The sequence below is a fragment of the Blastococcus carthaginiensis genome (genome assembly GCF_030731085.1).
Taxonomy (GTDB): domain Bacteria; phylum Actinomycetota; class Actinomycetes; order Mycobacteriales; family Geodermatophilaceae; genus Blastococcus; species Blastococcus carthaginiensis.
Map to the genome: position 1 here is coordinate 197,928 of NZ_JASNFN010000004.1, position 21,984 is coordinate 219,911.

At 75.3% G+C, this 21,984-nt stretch carries 24 protein-coding genes and 1 tRNA gene; 11 read left to right on the forward strand and 14 right to left on the reverse strand.

Annotated elements, in window-relative coordinates:
- The first annotated feature begins 29 nt into the window (after positions 1 to 29).
- Positions 30 to 368, forward strand: coding sequence for a hypothetical protein (locus QOZ88_RS06120; RefSeq protein ID WP_091931566.1), 339 nt, complete (start codon positions 30 to 32; stop codon positions 366 to 368).
- A gap of 2 nt (positions 369 to 370) precedes the next feature.
- Here the strand turns inward: QOZ88_RS06120 and QOZ88_RS06125 are convergent, their stop codons facing one another.
- Complete coding sequence (locus QOZ88_RS06125) at positions 371 to 1,522, reverse strand: MFS transporter (protein WP_305998905.1); 1,152 nt, start codon at positions 1,520 to 1,522, stop codon at positions 371 to 373.
- Positions 1,523 to 1,619: 97 nt separating this feature from the next.
- Between QOZ88_RS06125 and QOZ88_RS06130 the strand changes: the two genes are divergently transcribed.
- Positions 1,620 to 2,165, forward strand: coding sequence for a DUF488 domain-containing protein (locus QOZ88_RS06130; protein ID WP_305998906.1), 546 nt, complete (start codon positions 1,620 to 1,622; stop codon positions 2,163 to 2,165).
- Positions 2,166 to 2,291: 126 nt separating this feature from the next.
- Positions 2,292 to 3,293, forward strand: coding sequence for a hypothetical protein (locus QOZ88_RS06135; protein ID WP_305998907.1), 1,002 nt, complete (start codon positions 2,292 to 2,294; stop codon positions 3,291 to 3,293).
- Positions 3,294 to 3,389: 96 nt separating this feature from the next.
- Here QOZ88_RS06135 and pruA read toward each other — a convergent pair whose 3' ends face one another.
- On the reverse strand, positions 3,390 to 5,015 hold the full coding sequence (gene pruA / locus QOZ88_RS06140) for an L-glutamate gamma-semialdehyde dehydrogenase (RefSeq protein WP_305998908.1): 1,626 nt from the start codon (positions 5,013 to 5,015) through the stop codon (positions 3,390 to 3,392).
- Between the two features lie 17 nt (positions 5,016 to 5,032).
- Complete coding sequence (locus QOZ88_RS06145) at positions 5,033 to 5,965, reverse strand: proline dehydrogenase family protein (protein ID WP_305998909.1); 933 nt, start codon at positions 5,963 to 5,965, stop codon at positions 5,033 to 5,035.
- A gap of 137 nt (positions 5,966 to 6,102) precedes the next feature.
- Between QOZ88_RS06145 and QOZ88_RS06150 the strand changes: the two genes are divergently transcribed.
- The gene (locus tag QOZ88_RS06150; RefSeq protein WP_305998910.1) at positions 6,103 to 7,233 is read left to right on the forward strand and encodes a helix-turn-helix domain-containing protein; all 1,131 of its coding nucleotides are present in this window, start codon (positions 6,103 to 6,105) and stop codon (positions 7,231 to 7,233) included.
- A gap of 29 nt (positions 7,234 to 7,262) precedes the next feature.
- Complete coding sequence (locus tag QOZ88_RS06155; protein WP_305998911.1) at positions 7,263 to 7,904, forward strand: biliverdin-producing heme oxygenase; 642 nt, start codon at positions 7,263 to 7,265, stop codon at positions 7,902 to 7,904.
- 71 nt (positions 7,905 to 7,975) lie between these two features.
- Here the strand turns inward: QOZ88_RS06155 and QOZ88_RS06160 are convergent, their stop codons facing one another.
- From QOZ88_RS06160 to idi, 4 genes are all read right to left on the reverse strand, one after another.
- Positions 7,976 to 8,248 (reverse strand): hypothetical protein, encoded by a 273-nt coding sequence (locus QOZ88_RS06160; protein WP_305998912.1) that lies wholly within the window; start codon positions 8,246 to 8,248, stop codon positions 7,976 to 7,978.
- A 21-nt stretch (positions 8,249 to 8,269) separates the two neighbouring features.
- Complete coding sequence (locus QOZ88_RS06165; protein ID WP_305998913.1) at positions 8,270 to 9,043, reverse strand: SDR family NAD(P)-dependent oxidoreductase; 774 nt, start codon at positions 9,041 to 9,043, stop codon at positions 8,270 to 8,272.
- Between the two features lie 76 nt (positions 9,044 to 9,119).
- Positions 9,120 to 9,938 (reverse strand): polysaccharide deacetylase family protein, encoded by an 819-nt coding sequence (locus QOZ88_RS06170; protein ID WP_305998914.1) that lies wholly within the window; start codon positions 9,936 to 9,938, stop codon positions 9,120 to 9,122.
- A gap of 108 nt (positions 9,939 to 10,046) precedes the next feature.
- Positions 10,047 to 10,571, reverse strand: a complete 525-nt coding sequence (gene idi / locus QOZ88_RS06175) for an isopentenyl-diphosphate Delta-isomerase (protein WP_305998915.1) — start codon at positions 10,569 to 10,571, stop codon at positions 10,047 to 10,049.
- 163 nt (positions 10,572 to 10,734) lie between these two features.
- Here idi and QOZ88_RS06180 point away from each other — a divergent pair, with 163 nt between their 5' ends.
- The 3 genes from QOZ88_RS06180 to QOZ88_RS06190 are packed head-to-tail and all read left to right on the forward strand — an operon-like array spanning position 10,735 to position 14,113.
- Positions 10,735 to 11,562: an alpha/beta fold hydrolase gene (locus QOZ88_RS06180; RefSeq protein WP_305998916.1), complete on the forward strand. Its 828-nt coding sequence runs from the start codon at positions 10,735 to 10,737 to the stop codon at positions 11,560 to 11,562.
- Positions 11,563 to 11,588: 26 nt separating this feature from the next.
- Positions 11,589 to 12,953 (forward strand): MFS transporter, encoded by a 1,365-nt coding sequence (locus QOZ88_RS06185; RefSeq protein ID WP_305998917.1) that lies wholly within the window; start codon positions 11,589 to 11,591, stop codon positions 12,951 to 12,953.
- Positions 12,954 to 13,000: 47 nt separating this feature from the next.
- Complete coding sequence (locus QOZ88_RS06190; RefSeq protein ID WP_305998918.1) at positions 13,001 to 14,113, forward strand: NAD-dependent epimerase/dehydratase family protein; 1,113 nt, start codon at positions 13,001 to 13,003, stop codon at positions 14,111 to 14,113.
- Position 14,114: 1 nt separating this feature from the next.
- Here the strand turns inward: QOZ88_RS06190 and QOZ88_RS06195 are convergent, their stop codons facing one another.
- The 4 genes from QOZ88_RS06195 to QOZ88_RS06210 form a co-directional block, all read right to left on the reverse strand.
- Positions 14,115 to 15,590 carry an ATP-binding protein gene (locus QOZ88_RS06195; protein WP_305998919.1) on the reverse strand — a complete coding sequence of 492 codons (1,476 nt, stop codon included), beginning with the start codon at positions 15,588 to 15,590 and terminating at the stop codon, positions 14,115 to 14,117.
- Between the two features lie 65 nt (positions 15,591 to 15,655).
- Positions 15,656 to 16,333 (reverse strand): PaaI family thioesterase, encoded by a 678-nt coding sequence (locus QOZ88_RS06200; RefSeq protein WP_305998920.1) that lies wholly within the window; start codon positions 16,331 to 16,333, stop codon positions 15,656 to 15,658.
- Positions 16,326 to 17,480: an acyl-CoA dehydrogenase family protein gene (locus QOZ88_RS06205; protein ID WP_406568214.1), complete on the reverse strand. Its 1,155-nt coding sequence runs from the start codon at positions 17,478 to 17,480 to the stop codon at positions 16,326 to 16,328. The genes QOZ88_RS06200 and QOZ88_RS06205 overlap by 8 nt, the downstream gene beginning before the upstream one ends.
- A 162-nt stretch (positions 17,481 to 17,642) precedes the next feature.
- On the reverse strand, positions 17,643 to 18,497 hold the full coding sequence (locus QOZ88_RS06210; RefSeq protein ID WP_305998922.1) for an aldo/keto reductase: 855 nt from the start codon (positions 18,495 to 18,497) through the stop codon (positions 17,643 to 17,645).
- A gap of 61 nt (positions 18,498 to 18,558) precedes the next feature.
- On the opposite strand from QOZ88_RS06210, the gene QOZ88_RS06215 reads away from it, so the two are divergent.
- A complete protein-coding gene (locus tag QOZ88_RS06215) occupies positions 18,559 to 19,164 on the forward strand; it encodes a histidine phosphatase family protein (protein WP_305998923.1) in 606 nt (201 codons plus the stop codon).
- Positions 19,165 to 19,171: 7 nt separating this feature from the next.
- Here QOZ88_RS06215 and QOZ88_RS06220 read toward each other — a convergent pair whose 3' ends face one another.
- Positions 19,172 to 20,281 carry an EAL domain-containing protein gene (locus tag QOZ88_RS06220; RefSeq protein ID WP_305998924.1) on the reverse strand — a complete coding sequence of 370 codons (1,110 nt, stop codon included), beginning with the start codon at positions 20,279 to 20,281 and terminating at the stop codon, positions 19,172 to 19,174.
- A 124-nt stretch (positions 20,282 to 20,405) separates the two neighbouring features.
- On the opposite strand from QOZ88_RS06220, the gene QOZ88_RS06225 reads away from it, so the two are divergent.
- Positions 20,406 to 21,020, forward strand: a complete 615-nt coding sequence (locus QOZ88_RS06225; protein ID WP_091931611.1) for a TetR/AcrR family transcriptional regulator — start codon at positions 20,406 to 20,408, stop codon at positions 21,018 to 21,020.
- A gap of 9 nt (positions 21,021 to 21,029) precedes the next feature.
- Here the strand turns inward: QOZ88_RS06225 and QOZ88_RS06230 are convergent, their stop codons facing one another.
- Positions 21,030 to 21,518 (reverse strand): DUF427 domain-containing protein, encoded by a 489-nt coding sequence (locus tag QOZ88_RS06230; protein ID WP_305998925.1) that lies wholly within the window; start codon positions 21,516 to 21,518, stop codon positions 21,030 to 21,032.
- A gap of 4 nt (positions 21,519 to 21,522) precedes the next feature.
- Positions 21,523 to 21,813: a DUF3618 domain-containing protein gene (locus QOZ88_RS06235; protein WP_305998926.1), complete on the reverse strand. Its 291-nt coding sequence runs from the start codon at positions 21,811 to 21,813 to the stop codon at positions 21,523 to 21,525.
- A gap of 89 nt (positions 21,814 to 21,902) precedes the next feature.
- On the opposite strand from QOZ88_RS06235, the gene QOZ88_RS06240 reads away from it, so the two are divergent.
- A tRNA-Leu gene (locus QOZ88_RS06240) sits at positions 21,903 to 21,983 on the forward strand.
- Position 21,984 lies beyond the last annotated feature (1 nt).

The window sequence follows — 21,984 nt, forward strand, 5'->3', positions numbered from 1 at the left end:
GGCCCCCGCGGCCGGGGCACAGTGGTGCGGTGACCACGCCCGACCCGGCCGCCGAGGGCCGCCGCCGCGCCGACGAACTCCTGACCGCCCTGACCGCGGGCGACGACGCCGCCGCCGAGCGGCTGCTCGCCGACCTGGACGAGATCCGCGACCTGGTGTTCGTGGGCGCCGGGCTCACCACGATCGCCCGCGCCGAGGGCCGGGCGCTGCCCACGGCTCAGCGCGCGCAGGCCAGCACCCGCCAGCTCAAGCTCGGGCAGGTGCGCGACGCCAACCGCGACGACCCCGACGGGCTGCGCACCTGGCTGCGGCGCTCGGCCGAGGAGATCCTCTTCCTCCGCTCGCTGCACGCCGCCCGGCAGGGCTGAGCTCAGCCGCGGCCGAGCGGGGCGCGGGCGGCCGCCTGCGCCAGCGGCAGCACCGCGGCCAGCACGACGGCGGACACGACGAACGTCCAGGGCAGGCCGGCCGCGCCGTAGGCGAACCCGAGCAGCAGCGCCCCGGCCGCCGTGCCGGCGTCGAAGGAGGCGTTCCACAGCGCGCTGGCCGCCGTCGTCCCCCGCTCCCCGGCCCGGGCGAAGGCCCGCAGCAGGGTCAGGTTCTGCACCGCGCCGAAGCCGGCGCCGAACAGCGCCGCGCCCAGCAGCACCCAGCCCGCGCCCCACCACAGCCCGGCGCCGGTGACCGCGAGCCCCACCGCGCCGACCAGCACCGACAGGGGCAGCAGCAGCGCAGTGCCCAGGCGGTCGGCCAGCACGCCGGCCCGCCAGCGGGTCAGCGCACCGGTCAGCCCCCACAGCAGCAGGGCGGCGGTGGCCAGCAGTCCGTCGGGGCGGTCGATGGGCAGGAAGGTCACGAAGCCGCCGCCGGCCGTCGTCACCACGAACAGCACCAGCGACGGCGCCAGAGCGGCGCGCACGGCGGCCCGCGCGTTGCCGGCCGGGGCGGGTTCCTCGCGGCCACCCGCCGCGCGCAGCAGCGCGGGCAGGAACACCAGGCCCAGCACCGGTGCGGCCGCCAGCCAGGACAGCACCCCGATGTGCCCGCTCAGCACCAGCGCCACGCCCACGGGGACGGCGGCCATGTTCGGCAGCGCGATGGCCAGCCCGTACAGGCCGATGGATTCCCCGCGCCGCTCCGGGGGCGCCACCCGCGCCGCCAGGGTCGCGCCGAGGACGGTGATGACCGCGAACCCGGCGCCGCGCACGGCCGACAGCGCCGAGATCCAGGCGACGCCGTCGTCCAGCACGTAGAACGGCGCCGGCACCCCCAGCGCGAGCAACCCCGCCACGAACACCGGGCCGGTGCCGAAGCGGTTCACGAACGCGGGCACGACCGACTGCACCGCGATGGTGACGACGAGGAAGACCGCGGTGACCACCCCGGCCGTGCTCTCCGCCGCGCCGCCGGCCACCGCGTAGGCCGGGAGCGAGGCGAGCGTCAGGAAGTAGCTGACGAAGCCCAGCGCCGTGACGCCGACCAGCGACTGCACCCCGCGCGACCGCCACAGGGGGGCCTGCACCTCCACCGCTCCCCCGCTCGCTGCTCCGTCGTCGATCCCGTGCCCGCCGATCATGACCCGCCAGGCGCCGCCGGTCGCGCCCGGGTAGGCAGGACACGTGGGGTTGCTGACCGTGGGCCACGGGTCCGACGACCGCGTCGCGCTGGGCACCCGGCTCACCGCGGCGGGGATCGACCTGCTGGTCGACGTACGGCGGTTCCCCGGCAGCCGCGCCAACCCCGACGTGCGGCGGGAGGCGCTCGCCGGGTGGCTGCCCGAGGCGGGGATCGGTTACCGGTGGGAGGAGCGCCTCGGCGGCCGCCGCCGGCTGCCGCGGAGTGAGCCGGTCGCCGACGGCTGGTGGACCGTCGCCCAGTTCGCCGCGTACGCCGCGCACACCCGCACGGCCGGGTTCGCCGGGGCGTTGGACGAGGTGCTGGCCGCGGCGGCCGACCGGACGGTCGCGGTGCTGTGCAGCGAGTACGTGTGGTGGCGCTGCCACCGGCGGCTGATCGCCGACGTCGCCGTCCTGGGCCGCGCCGTGACCGTCGGGCACCTCATGCCCGACGGCCGGGTGACCCCGCACCGCCCGGCCGACGGCGCGAGGCTCGGCGACGACGGCCTCGTCCACTGGCCCGCTGCCCGTGTTGATCAGGTCACCTGATCGTTCCGGGTCCTGGCTCAGTGTCGACCGTGAGCCAGGACCCCGTGAGGTGAGCCGAGACGACGGTTGTCCACAGATCCGCGCGATCCGGACCGACGGCCCCCTCGGACTGGCGAGACTCGGCCGGTGCACCCGCTGCTGCAATCGCGCGCCGACCAGCGACTCGGCGTCTTCACCAGCCAGGAGGCGCTGGCCGCCGGCTACTCGGTCGACGACGTCCGGACGGCGCTGCGGACCCGCCGGTGGACGCGGCTGCGCAAGGGCGTCTACACCGAGACCGCGCGACTGGCCGCGGCAGGTGAGAGCGACCGCCACCTGATGGCCGGCATCGCCGTCCTGCTCTGCCTCGGCGCCGGCCCGGTGCTCAGCCACGCGTCCGCAGCCCGCCGGCACGAGCTGCTGGTACCGGCGTCCGCGGGGACCGACGTCCGGGTGACCGCCGTCGACCAGTGGCGCGCCGGCCGCGGCTACCGCGTCGCCCGCGCCAAGCTCCCCGACACCGACGTCGTGCCCTGGGTCGCGGGGTTCGCCACCACGTCGGCGGCCCGCACCCTCGTCGACTGCGCCCGGGAGTGGTCGCTGCAGGACGCGGTCATCGCCCTGGACGCCGCGGTGCACCAGCGCCGGGTGCGCCGCTCGGAGCTGCTGCTCGCCGTGCACGCCGCCCGGCACCGCACGGGAGCCTCCCGCGCGGCACGCGCCGTCGGCCTCAGCGACGGCCGCGCCGAGTCGCCGCTGGAGACCGAGGGACGGCTGGCGCTGCTGGCCGCCGGCCTGCCGCGGCCCGAGCTGCAGGTCGACCTGCACGACGCGCGCGGGTTCGTCGCCCGCCTCGACGCCTGGTACGAGGAGGCGGCCGTGGCGCTGGAGTTCGACGGTCAGGTGAAGTACAGCGACCCCTACGGCGGCCGCTCCCCCCACGACGTGCTGTGGGAGGAGAAGCGCCGCGAGGACAAGGTGCGCCGGCTCGACATCCGGGTGCTGCGGATCGCCAAGGCCGACCTCGGTGGCGCCTGGTCGAGGACGGTCGCCGACCTCACCCGCATGCTCGCGACGGCCTACTCGGGCCCGCGCCGGTTCTCCGTCGTCCGCCGTCCGGAGCCGGGGGCGGAGCTCGACGTCGCCTGAGCCGGGCATCCTGGCTCACCTGCTGTGGTCCTGGCTCACCACCGGTCGTGAGCCAGGACCCGGAACGATCAGCTCACCTGATCAACACGGGCGGCGTCAGCCCATGTAGGGGTAGCGGTGGTCGGTCGAGGGCGCGAACGTCTCCTTGATCGACCGGCTCGACGTCCACCGCATGAGGTTCTGCTTGGCGCCGGCCTTGTCGTTGGTGCCCGACGCCCGCCCCCCGCCGAACGGCTGCTGCCCGACGACGGCGCCGGTCGGCTTGTCGTTGACGTAGAAGTTGCCCGCCGCGTGCCGCAGGAACTTCTGCGCGTGCGCGATCGCCACCCGGTCCTGCGCGATCACCGCACCGGTGAGCGCGTAGGGCGCGACCGACTCCATCTGGGTCAGCACCGCGTCGTAGTCGGCGTCGTCGTAGACGTGCACCGCGAGCACCGGGCCGAAGTACTCGGTGCTGAACACCTCGTGGCCCGGGTCGGTGCCCTCGATGATCGTGGGCCGCACGAAGAAGCCCTCGCTGTCGTCGGCCGTGCCGCCGGCGACGATGGACAGCGCCGGGTCGTCGTCGACCCGGTCCAGGACGCCGGACAGCTTCGAGAACGACTTCCGGTCGATGACCGCGCCCATGAAGTTCGAGAAGTCGGTGACGTCGCCCATCGGCAGCGACTCGGTCACCGCCACGAGGTCGTCGCGCAGCCGGCCCCACACCGACCGCGGCACGTAGGCGCGCGACGCCGCCGAGCACTTCTGCCCCTGGAACTCGAAGGCGCCGCGGACCAGCGCCGTCCGCAGCACGTCGACGTGGGCCGAGGGGTGAGCGACGATGAAGTCCTTGCCGCCGGTCTCCCCGACGATCCGCGGGTAGCCGCGGTACCCCCCGATGTTCTGCCCCACTGTGCGCCACAGGTGCTGGAACACCGGCGTGGACCCGGTGAAGTGGATTCCCGCGAGGTCGCGGTCGGCCAGGGCGACCTCGGAGACGGCGACCCCGTCGCCGGGCAGCATGGTGATCACGCCCGGGGGCAGCCCGGCCTCCTCCAGCAGCCGCATGAGGAAGTGCGCGGCGAACTGCTGGGTGGGCGCCGGCTTCCACACCACGGTGTTGCCCATGAGCGCCGGCGCGGTCGGCAGGTTACCCGCGATCGCGGTGAAGTTGAACGGCGTGATCGCGTAGACGAAGCCCTCGAGCGGGCGGTGGTCGGTGCGGTTCCACACCCCCGGCGAGGACTCCGGCTGCTCGGCGAGGATCTGCCGCGCGAAGTGCACGTTGAAGCGCCAGAAGTCGATCAGCTCGCACGCGCTGTCGATCTCCGCCTGCTGCGCGGTCTTGCTCTGGCCCAGCATCGTGGCGGCGTTGAGGGTCTGCCGCCACGGCCCGGCCAGCAGGTCGGCGGCCTTGAGGAAGACCGCGGCGCGGTCGTCGAAGGAGAGCTCCTGCCACGCGGGAGCGGCCTCCTTCGCGCAGCGGACGGCGTCCTGCGCGTCGGCGTGCGTGCTGTGCGCGGAGGTGCCCAGGACGGCGGCGTGCCGGTGCGGCTGGACGACGTCGAACCGCTCGCCGCGAGCCATCCGCTGCCGGGCCCCGATCGTGGCGGTCAGCTCCAGGGGTTCGGCGGCCAGCTCGGCGAGCCGCCGCTGCAGCTCGTCGCGCTCGGGCGTGCCGGGGGCGTAGGTGAGCACCGGCTCGTTGGCCGGGGCCGGGACTCGGGTGACGGCGTCCATGAGAAGACCTCTCGGGTTCAGGAGCGGGTGGCCAGGGAGCGGAGGAAGAAGGCGACGTTCGCCGGGCGTTCGGCCAGCCGGCGCATGAAGTAGCCATACCAGTCGGCGCCGTAGGGCACGTAGGCACGGACGCGGGTGCCGGCGGCGGCCAGCCGGCGCTGCTCGTCGGGGCGGATGCCGTAGAGCATCTGCACCTCCCAGGAGTTGGCGGCCCGCGAGTGCTGCGCCGCCAGCTCGTGCGCCCGCTGCAGCATCGCGGGGTCGTGCGAGCCGACCATGGGGTACCCGGGCCCGCTCATGAGGATCTCCAGGCTCCGGCGGTAGGCGGCGTCGACGTCCCGCTTGCGCTGGTGGGCGACCGACTCCGGCTCGTCGTAGGCGCCCTTCACCAGCCGCACCCGGGAGCCGCTCACCGCGAGCGCCTTGGCGTCGTCCACGGTGCGGTGCAGCATCGACTGCAGGACGGCGCCGGTCGCCGGGTGCTCCTTCCGCAGCTCGGCGACGGCGGCGAGCGTGGAGTCGACCGTCCGGTGGTCCTCCATGTCGAGGGTGACCGTGGTCCCCGCGGCGGAGGCGGCCTCGACGACCGGGCGGACCAGCTCGAGCGCGAGGTCGTGCCCGCCGTCGGGCAGCGCCTGGCCGAACGCCGAGAGCTTCACCGACACCTCGGCCGCCGGCCCGAGCCGCAGCGGGGCCAGCGCCTCCAGCGCGGCGAGGTAGGCGTCGCGCGTGCGGAGCGCCTGCGCCCGGTCGGTGACGTCCTCGCCCAGGTGGTCGAGGGTCACCGCGATGCCGTCGGGGGCCAGTGCGCGCACCGCCGCGATGGCGTCGTCCAGCGACTCGCCGGCGACGAACCGGTCGACCACCCGGCGGGTGGCCGGTGTGCCGGTGACCGCCCGGCGCAGCGCCGGCCGGCGGGAGGCCGCCAGCAAGGCCTTCTGCAGCACCACGGGTCCTCCTCGGGCCGACGCCACGTGCCTCTCGAACGCTAGGTACCCACCACACCTCCGGACCAGCGACAGATGTCGGGATTCCGCGCATCTGCTTTCATACAGCTGTACGAGACCCGGCGCGGAGGGGGACGGCGGTGCGCGACGAGCTGCAGGAGCTGGTCGACGAGGTGTCCCGGGTGCTCGGCGCTCCCGCCACGCTGGAGGACGCCGGCTTCACGCTGCTGGCCTTCTGCGCGCACGACGACAGCGGTGCCGATCCCATGGACGCCGTCCGCACCCGATCGATCCTCACCCGCGGCTCCACCTCCGAGACCCGGCGCTGGTTCGAGGACTTCGGCATCGCCTCGGCGACCCGGCCGATGCGGACACCGGCCGACCCCGCGGCCGGGGTGCTCACCCGGCTGGTGCTGCCCGTCCGCCACGAGGACCGCACCCGCGGCTACCTCTGGCTGCTCGACGACGGGCGCATCGACCCCGACGACCACGCCGACCCGGCGCTGCGCCGCGCGCTGGACCTGGCCGCCGACGCCGGCCGCACGCTGGCCGGCCGGCCCGCCGACGATCTCGGCCAGGTGCTCGCCGACGCGCTGGCCGGCCGGCCGGCGGCGCGGGCGCAGGCCGCCCTGCGGCTCGGCGGCCGGCTGCCCGGGGACGGCGCCCAGGTGCTGGTCGCCCTCTGCCCCGCCGACGGCTCCCCGGCGCCCGGCCGGCCGCTGCCCGCGGCCGGCGCGGTGGCCACCGTCGTCGAGGACGGGATCGCCGTGCTCGTCCCGCTGCCATCGCCCGCGGACCTGCGCCCGGCGGGTGCGCTCGCCGCGGCCTCCCTGGCCGCCCTGCCGGCCGGCAGCACCGCCGGCGTCTCGTCGGCCCGCCGCGGCACCGGCGACCTGCCCGGCCAGTGGGGCGAGGCCCGGGCGGCGGCGCGGGTGGCCGCGGCGGTCGACCGGTTCTTCCCCGTCGCCCGCTGGGGGGAGCTCGGCGGGTGGCGGGCGGCCACGGCGCTGCCCGGACCCGACCCGGTGCTGGCCCCGCTGCTGGCGGACCCGATGCTCGCGACGACGGCGGAGACGTTCCTCGACTGCGCCGGCAGCGCGGCCCGGACGGCGGCGGCGCTGCACGTCCACCGGCAGACCCTGTACTACCGGCTGGGGCGCATCGCGGCGTTGACCGGACTGGACCTCGCCGACGGCGACGCCCGCCTGCTCCTGCACACCGGTCTGCGCGCCGCCCGGCTCTCCGGAGAGCCCCGGTTCCACCGCCCGTGATCACCGACCGTCACCTACTCTCCATCTCGATGGCTGCGGGAGACATGGCTGCGCAGGTGGAGCACCCCCGCAGCGGGCACGACGACGTCCTGCGCGCGCTGCGCACCGGGACGGCCGGGGAACACCAGATCCTCGAGGACACCCTGGACCTGCTCGACCCGGAGCTGGACCGGGCACGGCTGGCGCACGTGCTCGGCCTGATGCACGGCTTCTGGACGGCGGCCGAGCGCGGGCTGGACGAGTGGGCCGAGCGCCACCCCGCCGACGCCGCGCGGGTGGACTGGGCCCGCCGCCGCCGGGCCGGGCTGTTCGCCGCGGACCTCGCGATGCTGGGCGCGCCCGTGCCCGGCGCGGCACCCGAGCTGCCGCCGGTCCCGGGCACCGACGAGGCGCTGGGCCGGCTCTACGTGCTGGAGGGCTCCACCCTCGGCGGCACGTTCATCGACCGGCACCTCGCCGCGCTGCCCCGCCTGGCCGGCGTCCGCATCCGGGCCTTCTCGCCCTACGGCAGCGAGACCGGCGCGATGTGGGCCGCCTACCGCCGGGTCGCCCGGGCGCACGTGGCCGCGGGCGGGGACGCCGAGCGCGTCCTCGGTGCGGCGCGCGACGCGTTCCGCGCGCTCACCGGGTGGTGCCGGCCCGCCGCGCGGGCGCAGGCGGTCGGGGCGTGACCGAGGGCGGGGAGGACGACGTCGCGCTCGTCGCCGTCCGGCTCCGGTCGCCGCACGGCTGAGCCCGCCGGTCAGCCGCCCGGCGCGGTGAACCGGGGGGTCAGCCCGTCGTCGGGCGGGCCGCCCCGGCCGGGCAGCGGGCGCTCGTCCTCCGCCGCGCGGACCACGGCGATGGTGTCCAACGGGTCCGGCGGCCCGGCGGAGCGCCCGTCGCGCTCGAGCGCGGCGAGCAGCCGCTCCTCGTCGGGCGCGAGGTCACCGGGGCCGAGCCGCCCACCGGGGCTGCCCGCGTCGGAGCCCGACGCCATCGCGGTGTCGGGCGTCGGGTCGTCCGGGGCGCTCATGCGGGAGTTCCTCATGGTCGGTCAGCGGGGGAAGTTCGGCTCGAGCCGCGGCACGACCTGCATCTCGGGGACGAACGCCGCCGGGTGCAGGAGCAGCAGCGTGCGGATCGCCTCGGCGACGGCCGACGGCGGCATCATCAGGTGCCCCGGGATCCCCCACTGCTCCATCATCGGGGTGTCCATGGCGGCGGGGATGACGCTCTGCACCCGGCAGGGGAACGGCCGCTCGCTGCCGTCGTCGAGCCGCACCGCCTTCTCCCGCAGCTCGCGCTGGATGCACCGGGTCGCGTTGAGGAACCCCGCCTTGGAGCCGTTGTAGGCGATCGCCCCGCTGCCCGAGGTGATCGCCGAGAGCGAGACGACGTGCACGACGTCGGCGGTGCGCCCCTCCGGCAGGTGCTGCACCCGCTTCATGAACTCGCTGGTGAGGAAGACCGGCCCCTCGCAGTTCACCGCCTGCACCCGCTGGTAGTCGGCGAGGTCGATGTCGGTGATGTAGCCGGGCCGGTCGATGCCGGCGACGTTGACCAGCACGTCGAACGCGTCGCCGTGCCGGTCGAACAGGTCGGCGACGATGGCGCGCCGGCTCTCGTCCTGGGTGACGTCCAGGCCGGCGACCTCCGCGGAACCGCCCGCGGCGGTCACCCGGGACAGGGTCTCCTCGCTGCCCGCCGCGTCGATGTCGGCGATCACCACGTGGGCCCCGCCCTCGGCCAGCGCGAGCGCGGTGGCCCGGCCGAGCCCGCTGGCCCCGCCCGTCACGAGTGCGACCCGGCCCTTCAGCGACGCCTCCACAGCTGCTCCTCCGTCGTCCGTGCGTGTCCGTCGCGGACAGCCTCGCCGAAAGCCGCCGGGGCCGCAGGTCGGGCCGCTACCGCCGGTCGGCCCAGACGTCGGCGAGGGTCACCGTGCGCAGGCCGCGCTCGGCGATCAGCTCCAGGAGCTGCCCGTACACGGTGGTGACGGTGGGGTGGTTGGCGTGGCCGACGACGATCGTCCGGGCGCTGAACCAGCGCCGGGCCGCGGCCACGAGCTCCTCGGCGGTGAGCACCCGGTAGTCCTCGAAGGTGCCGTTCCACATGACGGTGGTCGGGTGCCCGAGGTCGGCGGCGATCCGGTCGGTGCACTCGTCGTGGGCACCGAAGGGCGGGCGGAAGAAGGGGCTGTCCGCCACCCCGAAGGTCGCGCGCAGGAAGTCGCGGTTGCGCCGGATCTCCTCGGCCACCTCGCGATCGCCGAGCGTGGTGAGGTCGGGGTGGGACCAGGTGTGGTTGCCGAGGGCGACCTGCCCGGACTCGACGAGCGGGCGCAGCAGCGCGGCGTTCTCCGCCCAGGCGCGGTACCGGCCGTTCGGGAAGAAGGTCATGCGGGTGCCGCTGTCGGCGGCGAAGCGCGCGAACGCCGCGACCACCTCGACGCTGGTGCCGTCGTCGATGGTGAGCGCGAGCAGGTTCCCCTCCCCCGGCAACGCGTCGACCACGCCGGTGGGCGGCGCCTGCGGCTCCACCCCGGGGACACCGCGGTGCACCTGCTTCCAGCGCGCGGCGGGGTTCCCGGCCGGTCCGGGCGGGGGCGCCGCCGCGGATTCACCCAGCGCGGCCGCGGGCTCGCCGAGCCCGGCCGCGCCGCGTGCCACCGCCGTGCCCGCCACCCCGGCGGCGAGGGCGAGCAGGAACCGTCGACGGTCCATGCCCGGCACGCTAGCCAGGGCCGCGCACCACCCCGCGGAGGCCGGTCGACGGCGCGCCGGAGCTCGCGGCGGTGCACCCGGCGGCCCGCGTGCCGTGACCGGGAGTGGTCAGAGGCGGTGCAGGCCGGCGGCCTCGATCAGCCGGGCCTGCTCGCGGCACCACGGGGACCAGGCGTCGCCCTCGGTCTCCTGCCGACGGCGGAACGCGGTCCACTCCAGCAGCTCCCACTCGCCCACCTCGGTGGGCTCGGGAGCGGGCGAGCCGGTGAACCGCCCGACGTAGACCGGGCACACCTCGTTCTCCACGACCCCGCGGAACTCCGCGCGGTAGCGGTAGCCCGGCAGCGCAGGCCGGACGCCGGAGACGCCGAGCCCCAGCTCGAAGCCGGCGCGGCGGGCGATCGCCTCGCCGTCGTCCTCACCGGGGCCCGGGTGGCCGCAGACGGTGTTGGTCCACATGCCGGGGAAGGTCGCCTTGCCCTCGGCCCGGCGGGTGACCAGCAGCCGGCCGTCGTCGGAGAAGAGGTAGGCCGAGAAGGCGCGGTGCAGCGGCGTCTCGCCGTGGTGCACCTCCGGCTTGGGCATGGTGCCGATCGCCTGCCCGTCCTCGTCGACCAGCACGATGAGCTCCATGCCTCATTGTCTCCCTACCGGTCGACGCCCGCGTCCAGGGCGGGTTCCCCTGCTCCGCTGAGCCGCTTCGTCCTGCCTGCGCGGAGGCCTCCGGCCCCCACTCGGCACGACCCTGCGCCGAGTCCTCGGGCATGGCTCATCCTCGGATGGGCACAGTTCCGTGGTGGACAGCTTCCGGCGGAACGGCCTCACCTTCGACGTCCGGGACGCCGGGCCGGCCGACGGCGACCCCGTCGTCCTGCTGCACGGCTTCCCGCAGGACTCCAGCGCCTGGGACCGGGTGGCCCCGGTCCTGCACCAGCACGGGCTGCGCACGCTCGCGCCCGACCAACGGGGCTACTCCCCCATGGCCCGCCCGCGCGGCCGCGCGCACTACCGGCTGCGCGAGACGGTGGAGGACGTCGTCGCCCTGCTGGACGCCGCCGGACTGGCGTCCGCCCACGTGGTCGGGCACGACTGGGGCGGGATCGTCGGGTGGGCGCTCGGCGCCTGGCACCCCGACCGGGTCCGCACCCTGACCGCCCTCTCGGTGCCGCACCCGGGGGCGATGGCGCGCGCCATGGTGCGCAGCGACCAGGCGCTGCGCTCCTACTACATGGGGCTGTTCCAGCTGCCCGTGCTGCCCGAGCGGCTGCTGCTCGCCGGCGACGGGGCCGTCCTGCGCCGGATGCTGCGGCGCGGCGGCCTGCCCGACGACGCCGTCGACCGCTACGTCGGCCGGATGCGCGAGCCGGCCGCGCTGACCGCGGCGCTCAACTGGTACCGCGCCCTGCCGTGGAGCGGGCGGGACCCGGTCGGGAAGGTGCCCGTGCCCACGCTGCACGTGTGGAGCACCGGCGACGCCTTCCTGGGCCGTGCGGCCACCGAGGGCACCGCCCGCTTCGTCGACGCGCCCTACCGGCTGGAGGTCCTCGACGACGTGACGCACTGGATCCCGGAGCTCGCCGCGGAGCGGACCGCCGAGCTGGTCACCGCCCACGTCCGCGGCTGAGCCCGGGCATTGCGAGACTGCACGGCATGAGCGAGACGACGTCGCCGCTGACCCGCGCCGAGCGGCTCGACCGGCTGCCCGTCAACCGGGAGCACCACCGGCTGGTGGTCGGCTCGGGCATCGGGTGGGCGCTGGACGCGATGGATGTCGGGCTCATCTCGTTCGTGATGACGGCGCTGGTCGCGCAGTGGGGGCTGTCCAACGGCGAGGTGTCGTGGATCGGGTCGATCGGCTTCGTCGGCATGGCGCTGGGCGCCACGCTCGGCGGGCTTCTCGCCGACCGGTTCGGCCGCCGCCAGGTGTTCGCGCTGACCCTGCTGGTGTTCGGGCTGGCGACCGGGGCGGCGGCGCTGTCGTGGTCGGTGGGCGCGCTGCTGGTCTTCCGGTTCCTCATCGGCCTGGGGCTGGGCGCGGAGCTGCCGGTCGCCTCCACGCTGGTCAGCGAGTTCGCCCCGGCGCGGGTGCGCGGCCGGGTGGTGGTGCTGCTCGAGGCGTTCTGGGCGGTGGGCTGGACGCTGGCCGCGCTGATCGGCTACTTCGTCGTGCCCGCCGGCGACGACGGGTGGCGCTGGGCGCTGGCCCTGGGCGCGGTGCCGGCGCTGTACGCGGTGGTCGTGCGCCGGGGGCTGCCCGAGTCGGTGCGCTTCCTCGAGCTGCGCGGCCGCACCGACGAGGCGGAGGCCACGGTGCGCCGCTTCGAGCGGGCCGCCGACGTCGCGCCCGTGCCGTCCCCTGCGCCGGCTCCGCCCACGGCCCCGCCGGGCGCCCGGGCGCTGTGGACCGGTGGCGCCGGGCGACGGACGGCCGCTCTCTGGATCGTCTGGTTCAGCATCAACTTCGCGTACTACGGCGCCTTCATCTGGCTGCCGACGCTGCTGTTCAACGACGGCTTCTCGCTGGTCAAGTCGTTCCAGTACACGCTGATCATCACGCTCGCCCAGCTGCCCGGGTACGCGGTGGCGGCCTACCTGATCGAGAAGTGGGGACGGCGCCCCACCCTGGCGACGTTCCTCCTCGGCTCGGCCCTGGGAGCCGGGCTCTTCGCGGCCGCCGACGCCGACACCGCGGTGCTGGTCACCGGCATGGTGCTGTCGTTCTTCAACCTCGGCGCCTGGGGCGCGCTCTACGCGGTGACGCCGGAGATCTACCCGACCGCCCTGCGGGCCACCGGCGCCGGCGCCGCGGCCGGGTTCGGCCGGCTCGCGTCCATCGCCGCCCCGCTGTGCGTGCCGCTGCTGGTCGACGCCGGGGGCACCGGCCTGGTCTTCGCCACGTTCGCCGCCTTCTTCCTGGTCGCCGCGCTCGCCGCGCTGGCGCTGCCCGAGCTGCGGGGGCGGTCGCTCGACGCGGACCCCGCGCGCGGGGTGACGCCGTCGACGCTGCGCGGCTGACCCGAACCGTGCCGGTTGGCCGGAGGACGGGCGGGTAGCGGCAGGTCATGCCGAACCTCTCCCCCGGCCAGCTGCGCGGCCGCACGATCGCCGTCACCGGTGCCAGCGGCAACGTCGGCACCGCCCTGCTGCGCCGGCTGACCGACCCGTCGGCCGGCGTCGCCGAGGTCCGCGGGCTGGCCCGCCGGCGCCCGCCGTCGTCCGCGCCCTACGACGGCGTCCGCTGGCACCTCGCCGACCTGGGCGAGGCCGCGAGCGAACGGGAGATCGCCGAGTTCGTCGACGGCGCCGACGCCGTCGTCCACCTGGCCTGGGCGCTGCAGCCGGGCCGGCAACCCGAGCGGCTCCGCGAGGTGAACGTCGAGGGCACCCGGCGGGTGGCCCGCGCCGCGGCCGCCGCCGGCATCGACCAGTTCGTGCACATGAGCTCCATCGGCGCCTACGCCGGTGGCGCGCGCGGGCTCCGGGTGACGGAGGACTGGCCGACCACCGGCATCCCGAGCGCGCAGTACAGCCGCGACAAGTCGCGGGCCGAGAGCGTGGTCCGCGACGTGTTCGGCCGCCACCGGGACACCACGCTCACCGTCGTCCGCCCCACCCTGGTGCTGCAGCCGCAGGCCGGCAGCGAGATCGGCCGCTACTTCCTGGGCCCGCTGCTGTTCGGCGCCGCGCGCATGCTGCCCGGCGCGGTCGCCCGGCTGCTGCCGCTGCCCGCGCTGGCGATCGCCTTCGTGCACGCCGACGACGTCGCCGACGCCATCGCGCGGATGCTCGACCGCCGCGCGCCGGGCCCGTTCAACCTGGCGGCCGAGCCCCTGATGGACGCCGATGCGCTGGCGAAGGCCCTCGGTTCGCGCCGGGTGCCCACCCCGGCGGTCGCGCTGCGCGCCGGGCTGCACGCCGCCTTCGCCGCGCACCTGGTGCCCACGGAGCCCGGGTGGCTCGACATCGGCACGCAGGTGCCCGCGCTGGACACCGCCCGGGCGCGCAAGCTGCTCGACTGGGCCCCGTTCCACACCGGGGACGACGTGCTCCGGCAGTTCGTCGCCGCCCTCGGCAGCGGTGCGGGCGGGCCGGGAGCACTGCTGCGCCCGGCGGGTGGCCCGGCGATGGATCCCGCCGGCGACCCGGCCAACGCGCCCGGCCCCCGGGCCGACTGACTCAGCCCGGAACGCTGCCCAGCAGGGTGCGGGTCATCGCGTTGCGGGTGTCGAGCAGCTCGTCCAGCGCCGCGGTCAGGTCGCCGGCCGACACCGCGAGTGCGCCGCCGTCCGGGGTCCGTGACGCGGCGACCAGCGCAGCCCGTCGGAGCAGCTCCTTGAGGAACGACGCCGTCACGCCCTCGGTGCGGGCGAGCACGTCGTCCAGGCCGCTGGTGTCCACCTCCAGCTCACCGCGGTAGAGCTCGAACAGCGCCCGCCGTGCCGCGGCATCGGGCAGGTCCAGGGCCACCGCCTGGTCCACCCGGCCCGGGCGGGCGGCGAGCGCCGGCTCCAGCAGGTCGGCCCGGTTGGTGGTCAGCACGAAGACGACGTCGGCGTCCTCGGCGAGCCCGTCCATCTCGTTGAGCAGCTGGAACAGCAGCGGGTGCTGGCCGGGGTGCATGCCGCGGTCCTCGGCGATGAGATCGACGTCCTCCACCACGAGCATCGCCGGCTGCAGCGCCCGCGCCACCGAGCACGCCTCGGCGATGAGGTGCAGGGCGTTGCCGGTGAGCTGGATGACCGTGGTGCCGTGCAGGCTGCTCACCAGGTACCGGACGGTGTGGGTCTTGCCCACGCCGGGCGGACCGTAGAGCAGCACCCCGCGCTTGAGGTGCTGCCCGGCGGCCAGCAACCGCTCCTTGTGCCGGGCGACGTCGACCACCTGCCGCTGGATCTCGGCGAGGGTGGCCGGTGCGAGGACCAGCTGGTCGGCCCGCAGCTGCGGACGGCGGTGGAACTGCGGCAGCGTCTGCCCGTGCCCGAACACCTCCTGCCCGAAGGAGAGCACCTGGCCGCGGAAGACGTTGTGCTCGACGCTGGCGGCGCGGATCTCGGCCGCGGCGCCGGCCACGCCGGCCAGGTCGGTGCCGACCAGCTGCACCGATACCTGCGTCATGCCCATCTCCGGCGACGCGCCGCGCAGCAGCAGCGCGGCGCGATCCCCGTCCGGCTCGGTGACCAGGTAGATCGCGCAGCGCTGGCAGGCCCGCACCTCGCCGTCGGGGCCGCAGGCGAGGTTGACCGTCGCCGGGTTCCCGGGCCGCGGGCCGTGCGGGTGCTCCCCCGCCGACCCCAGCAGGTCGCCGAGCCCGAAGTGCATGTGCTGGAAGCCGGCGACGCCGACCAGTTCGTGCCGCCGCCCCGGCCGGCCCAGCCAGGCGTCGACGCCGGCCTGGACGTTGACGTGCTCGTAGCCGGGCCAGGTCTCCTCGACCACGTCCAGCCCCTCGGCGGCGTCGCCGAGGTGGGCGGCCAGCACCCGGGACAGCTGCGGCCGCTCCCCCGCCCGCGCCGCCCCCACCAGCGCCCGCACGCCGCGGCGGGCCAGCCGGCCGACGTCGGCCAGCTCCGGTCGCAGGCCGTCAGGGACCACGGCGGACGGTGCGGTGAGCGGTTGGTAGGAGCCGCTGTAGCTGACCCGGGTGCGTCGCACGAGCCCTCCTGGGACGTCGGTGGAGGGCGGACGCTACCGGGCACCGAGCCGTTCCCGAACCGGTTTCAACTGCGACTGGTCCAGGCGCCGACGTCGCGGCCGGTGCGCGCGAAGACCTCCGACGCCCGCTCGGCGCGGAGGGCGACCAGCAGCGCCTCGCCCTCGGCGAGCGTGGTGTCCGGGTCGTCCGCGGCGACCAGCCGCGCGGTGGCGGTGGCGCGCCGTCCCTCGACCGAGACCAGCTGACCGATGACCACGAGCGGCACGCCCAGGTGCACCGGCCGCCGGTAGGTCACCGTGAGCGTCGCGGTCAGCCCACCATGCCCGGCTCCGCGGGCCGAGCGTGCGAGCACGTGGTCCAGGAGCGTGGCCACCACCCCGCCGTGCACCAGCCCCGGCGGGCCCTCGAGCTTCTTGGGGACGGTCACCCGGCCGACGCACCGGCCCTCGTCCGGGAAGTCCTCGACCACCATCGGCGGGGCGACCGGGCTGCCCGGCCCGTACACCGGGCTGTACCAGCGCTCGCCGGTCTCCGGGTCGTCCACCGAGGCGATCTCGTGCACCTCGCGCAGGTCGGCCGAGAGCAGCGCGGTGAGCTCGCGCGCCGCACCGGTGGCCTCGGTGAGCCGGTCGAGCGGCACCTCGGTGCGGACGGCGGCGTCGACCAGGTCGCGCAGCGCCTCCCCGAGCTCGCCGACGGCGCCGCGGCGGACCTCCCGCTCCCCCGGGGTCAGCTCACCCACGGGGCATGCCGGCCTCGCGCAGCAGCGCGCCCCCGACGATGACCCGCTGCACCTCGCTGGTGCCCTCGTAGAGCCGGAACAGCCGGGCGTCGCGGTAGAAGCGCTCGACCGGCGTCGTCCGCAGGTACCCCATGCCGCCGTGCACCTGCACGGCCTTGTCGACGGCGCGCCCGACCATCTCGGTGCAGAACAGCTTCGCCGACGACGGGCCGACGGAGGTGTCCTCGCCGGAGTCGTAGCGGGCCGCGACGTCGCGCACCATGCTCCGGCCGGCGAGCAGCTCGGCGTGCATGTCGGCGAGCATCGCCTGCACCAGCTGGAAGCGGCCGATCGGCGCCCCGCCCTGCTTGGCGGTGGCGGCGTAGGCCACCGACTCGTCCAGCACCCGCTGCGCCATGCCGACGCACAGCGCCGCGATGTGCAGCCGGCCGCGGGAGAGCACGGTGAGCGCCTTCGAGTAGCCCCGGCCCTCCTCGCCGATCAGGGCGTCGGCGGGCACCCGCACGTCGTCGAAGTACACCTCGGAGGTCCAGGCGCCGGCCTGGCCCATCTTCTTGTCCTTGGGCCCGACGGTGACACCCGGCGTCGTCGTCTCCACCACGAAGCTCGAGATGCCGCGGCCGCCCTTCTGCCCGGGGTCGGTCCGGGCGAAGACCACGAACAGGTCGGCGATCGGCGCGTTGGTGATGTAGCGCTTGCTGCCGTTGATGACCCACCCGTCGCCGTCCCGGCGGGCGCTGGTGCGCAGCGCGGAGGGGTCGGAGCCGGCCTCGGCCTCGGTGAGCGCGAAGGAGCCGATCAGCTCGCCCGCGGAGAGGCGCGGCAGGTACTTCTTCTTCTGCTCCTCGTTCCCGAACTTGGCGATCACCTGGCCGGAGATGCCGTTGTTGGTGCCGAACAGCGAGCGGAAGGCCGGCGTCGTGTAGCCGAACTCCATGGCCAGCTCGACGTCCTCGCTCATGGTGACGCCCAGCCCGCCGTAGTCCTCGGGCAGCGCGTAGCCGAAGAGCCCCATCTCGGCGGCCTGCGCGCGCAGGTCGTCGGGGATGCGGTCCTCGTCCTCGATCTGCTCCTCGCGGGGCAGCACCGATTCGCGGATCAGCTGGCGAACGGCGTCCTTGACCTGGCGGAAGTCCTCGGCGTCCACGCAGGCCATGGTGACGCGTGCCGCATCCGGCCGTCGAGCCGGGGTCCGGAGCGCCCGCCGCCCCTGGGGCATAGGAAGCTTTACCTGCGTCCGGGGGCTGCTCGACGCAGGTAAAGCTTCCTATGCCTCCGCGACCGTGCCCAACGGCGCCGAAGTCCCTCGTCAGGCCAGCGCGTCCAGGCGGGCCATGTCCTCGGCCGAGAGCGTCAGCCGCGCCGCACCCAGGTTCTCGGTGAGGTGGTCGACCGACTTGGTGCCCGGGATCGGCAGCATCACCGGCGACTTCTGCAGCAGCCAGGCCAGCGCCACCTGCGAGGGGGTGGCGTCCAACTCGCGGGCGATGTCGGCGACCGGGCTGTCCGGGGCGGCCAGGTTCCCGGTCGCGATCGGGAACCACGGGATGAAGGCGATGCCCTCGGCCGTGGCGTGGTCCAGCACGTCCTGGCTCTGCCGGGTGGTCAGGTTGTAGAGGTTCTGCACGCTGACGATCTCGGTGATCCCACGGGCGGCCTGCAGCTCCTCGACCGACACCTCCGAGACGCCGATGTGCCGCACCTTGCCCTGCTCCTTGAGCTCCACGAAGGCACCCAGCTGGTCGGCCAGCGGCACCTCGGAGTCGATCCGGTGCAGCTGGATGAGGTCGATGCGCTCGACCTTCAGGTGCCGCAGCGAGAGCTCGACCTGCTGCTTGAGGTAGGCGGGGCGCCCGACCGGCGTCCAGACGTCCGGGCCCTGCCGCGTGAGCCCGGCCTTGGTCGCGATGACGAGGTTCTCCGGGTACGGGTGCAGCGCCTCGGCGATGATCTGCTCGCTGATCTCGGGGCCGTAGGAGTCGGCGGTGTCGATGAAGTCGACGCCCTGCTCGACGGCGGCCTGCACGACGCGGACGGCGGCGGCGCGGTCGGCCGGCTCGCCCCAGACACCGGGGCCGGGCAGCTGCATGGCGCCGTAGCCGAGGCGGTGCACGGGGAGGTCGCCGCCGATGGAGAAGGTGTCGTTCAGTTCAGCAGTCGTCATGGCCCTGGCCAGCGCGGCGGCGGGCGCGCGTGTTCCCGCGTCGGCGTGTTCGATGGGCTGCGTGGGCGGGAACGGCGGCGGGCGGACGGGTGAGGTGGTCGTGCTGAGGCACGGGCAGACGGAGTGGAGCCGCACCGGCCAGCACACCGGCGCCACCGACCTGCCGCTGCTGCCCGAGGGCGAGGAGCAGGCCCGCGGGCTGCGCGAGGCGCTGGGGCGCCGGGTGTTCGCCGAGGTGCGGGTCAGCCCGCTGCAGCGGGCGCGGCGCACCGCGGAGCTCGCCGGCATCATCCCCACGGCCGTCGACCGAGACCTGGTCGAGATCGGCTACGGGGGCTACGAGGGCCGCACGACCGCCGAGATCAGCGAGGAGCTGGGCCGGGAGTGGTCCATCTGGCGGGACGGCACGGTGGACGCCGAGGTCCCCGGTGAGTCGCTGGCCGACGTCGGCGCGCGCGTCGACCAGGTGCTCGACCGGGTGCACGCCCGGCTCCCCGACGGCGACGTCGCGCTCGTCGCCCACGGCCACGTGCTGCGCGTGCTGACGGCCCGGTGGCTCGGGCTGGCTCCCGAGGCCGGGGCGCTGTTCGCGCTGCCCGCCGGCCGCTACGGCCTCCTGGGGCACGAGCACGGCCGCCCCGTGCTCAGCGGCTGGGCGCTGGGCTGAGCCTGCCTCAGCGGGTGCGCTCCACCGGCTGCCAGCGCCCCTCGCGCTCCTCCGCCGGGGGCTCGGGGCGCACCGGCCGGCCGAACAACCACCCCTGGCCCATGTCGGCCCCCAGCGCGGTGACCTCCTCGGCCAGCTGCTCGGTCTCGATTCCCTCGGCCACGACGACCGCCCCCAGCTGGTGGGCCAGGTCGGTCACCGCCTTCAGCACCGTGCGGGCGCCGTCGTCGGGCAGCTCCTGCACCAGCCCCTTGTCCAGCTTGACCACCTCGGGCCGGACCGCGGCCAGCAGCGACAGGCTGGACCAGCCGGCGCCGACGTCGTCGAGCGCGACCCGCCAGCCCAGCGAGCGGTAGTGCTCGAGCACCGACACCAGGTGCCCGCGGTCGGCGATCGCGTGGGACTCCACCACCTCGAAGACCAGCTGGTGCGGGTCGACGCCGGCGTCGTGCGCGACGCGCTCGGTGCTGGCCAGGCAGACCTGCGGCCGGTAGATCGAGGTGGGGTTGAAGTTGACGAACAGGTCGTCCGCGCCCAGCCACGGCACCGCGCCGGCGATGGCGGACTCCCGGCCGATGCGGTCCAGCCGGTGCAGCCAGCCGGCGGACTCGGCGACGAAGAACAGGTCCCCGCCCCCGACCTCCCGGCCGTCGACCAGCCCGCGCAGCAGCGCCTCGTACGCGACTACCGAGCGGTCGGCCAGCGAGACGATCGGCTGGTAGACCGACCAGAACTCCGCCTCGGCGAGGACGCCGACCTCCACGGTCACCCCGCGCCGGGCGAGCTCGACGGCGAGCGTGGGCGCGGTGAGCAGCCGGGCGGTGAGCGCGGCGCCGTCGTCCGGCGGGTCGGTGGCCACCCGCACGGCCTCGGTCTCCGCGCCGGTCAGCTCCCGGGCCAGCTTCTGGAACAGCCGCTCCAGGCCCCGGCCGCCCCGGTCGTCGACGACGTCGACCACCTGGGGCGCCGAGTGCACGGTCAGGCCCAGCGCCTTCGCGGTGCGGGCCACGTGCGGCAGCACGTGCCCGATCGAGGTGGCCAGCAGGGCGCGGCTGGCCCGGCCGGGCACCTCCCAGTTCTGGCGGCACCCGCAGACCCCGCCGCAGATGGTTCCCACGACGACAGGGTGACCCACCGGTCGGGGCGTGCGGGACAGGCGCGCGGCGGTATCGGAACGCTCTTCCGGGGTACTCGCAGGGGACTTCCAGCACTTTCACAACTTGAATGTCTAAGGTTTGCCCATGGCCGCTCTCCCCACCGCAGAAGCCGCCCGTCCGAGTCGCGGCGGCCGCCCGCGCGACCCCAGCCGGGACGGCGTGATCCGCGCCGCGATCCTCCGGCTGCTCGCCGACGTGGGTTACGGCGCGCTGACCATGGACGCGGTCGCCGCGGAGGCCGGCGTCGGCAAGGCCACGATCTACCGCCGCTGGCGCACCAAGCAGGACCTGGTCGTCGACACCATCGCCGACCTCAACCGCGACGAGGTGCACAGCCCGGACACCGGCTCCCTCGAGGGGGACCTGCGGCAGATCATGCACAGGTTCGTCGGCGTGGTGAACGGCCCGACCGGCGCCGCCACCCTGTCCCTGCTGTCGACCATGCCCCGGCATCCGGCCCTGGCCGAGGCGTTCCGGAACGGCCCACTCACGGTGTGGAACCACACCTTCGAGCAGATGTGGGACAAGGCCGAGGCGCGCGGGGAGATCGGCCCGGCCTTTCGCCACTCGGTCGCCGCCGAGAGCATCAGCGCGCTGATCGTGCAGCGCTGGCTCCTCACCGGTCTCCCGGTCGACGAGGCCTATGCCGACGAGGTGCTGCAGACCGTCGTCATGCCCCTGGTGCGCAGCCAGGCCTGATGAGGCCGCTCACCAGCCGAGGGAGCCGGGCGCGCCCTTGACGGGCCCGGCGATCTCGTCGGTGATCCACCCGCCGTAGAAGCGACCCGGCTGCCGCCGCGCCTGCTCGCCGTCGACGAGCGCCCGGTCGACCCTGGCGGGGTAGAAGGCGATCGCCGAGCGCAGGGGCTCGTAGCCGGGGGCGGGGTCCTCGTAGGACCACCCGATCTCCGGGATGCGCCGGCCGTCGACGACGGCGTCCCAGGAGGTCGCCGCGCCCTTCCACTCGCACACCGAGCGGCCCGGCGCCCGCTCCAGCAGGTCGACGGCGACGTCCTCGCGCGGGACGTAGTACACCGGCGGGTGGCTGGTCTCGCAGACCCGCACCGCCCGCCGGGTGTCGGCCAGCACCCGCCCGGCCACCTCGACGACGACGTGGCGGTCGCTCACCCGCGCCGAAGGCGGGCGCGGGTAGTCCCAGACCGACTCCTGGCCGGGCCCGACCGGATCGCGGCGCACCGGATCAGCGCGTGCGGTGGCCCTTGTCGACCACGACCATGCGGCGGCCGAGCACCTGGACCTCGTCCTTGCGCCGGTGCCGCACCTTCTGGACGACCACCAGCGTGACCAGCAGGCCGACGGCGCCGACCGTGGCCTGGCCCGCCGGCGTGCGCAGGAAGCGCTGGACGGCGTCCCGGCCCTGCGCCTTCAGGCGGGTCGGGCTGCTCCGGTAGGCGATCTGGTCCAGGGTGGCGGCCAGCGACTCGCGGGCCGCATCGATCTCGAGCTGGATCTGTCGTGGGTCGCGGGGCACGGCGACAGCCTGCCAGACGTCCCGCAGGTCAGCGCGGCGACGGTCCTCCGCGGCCACCCGCCCCGGGTGCTCCTAGACTCCGGGTCCACGCGGGAGTGGTGTAACGGCAGCCACGCCAGACTTAGGATCTGGTGCCTTCGGGCGTGGGGGTTCGACTCCCCCCTCCCGCAC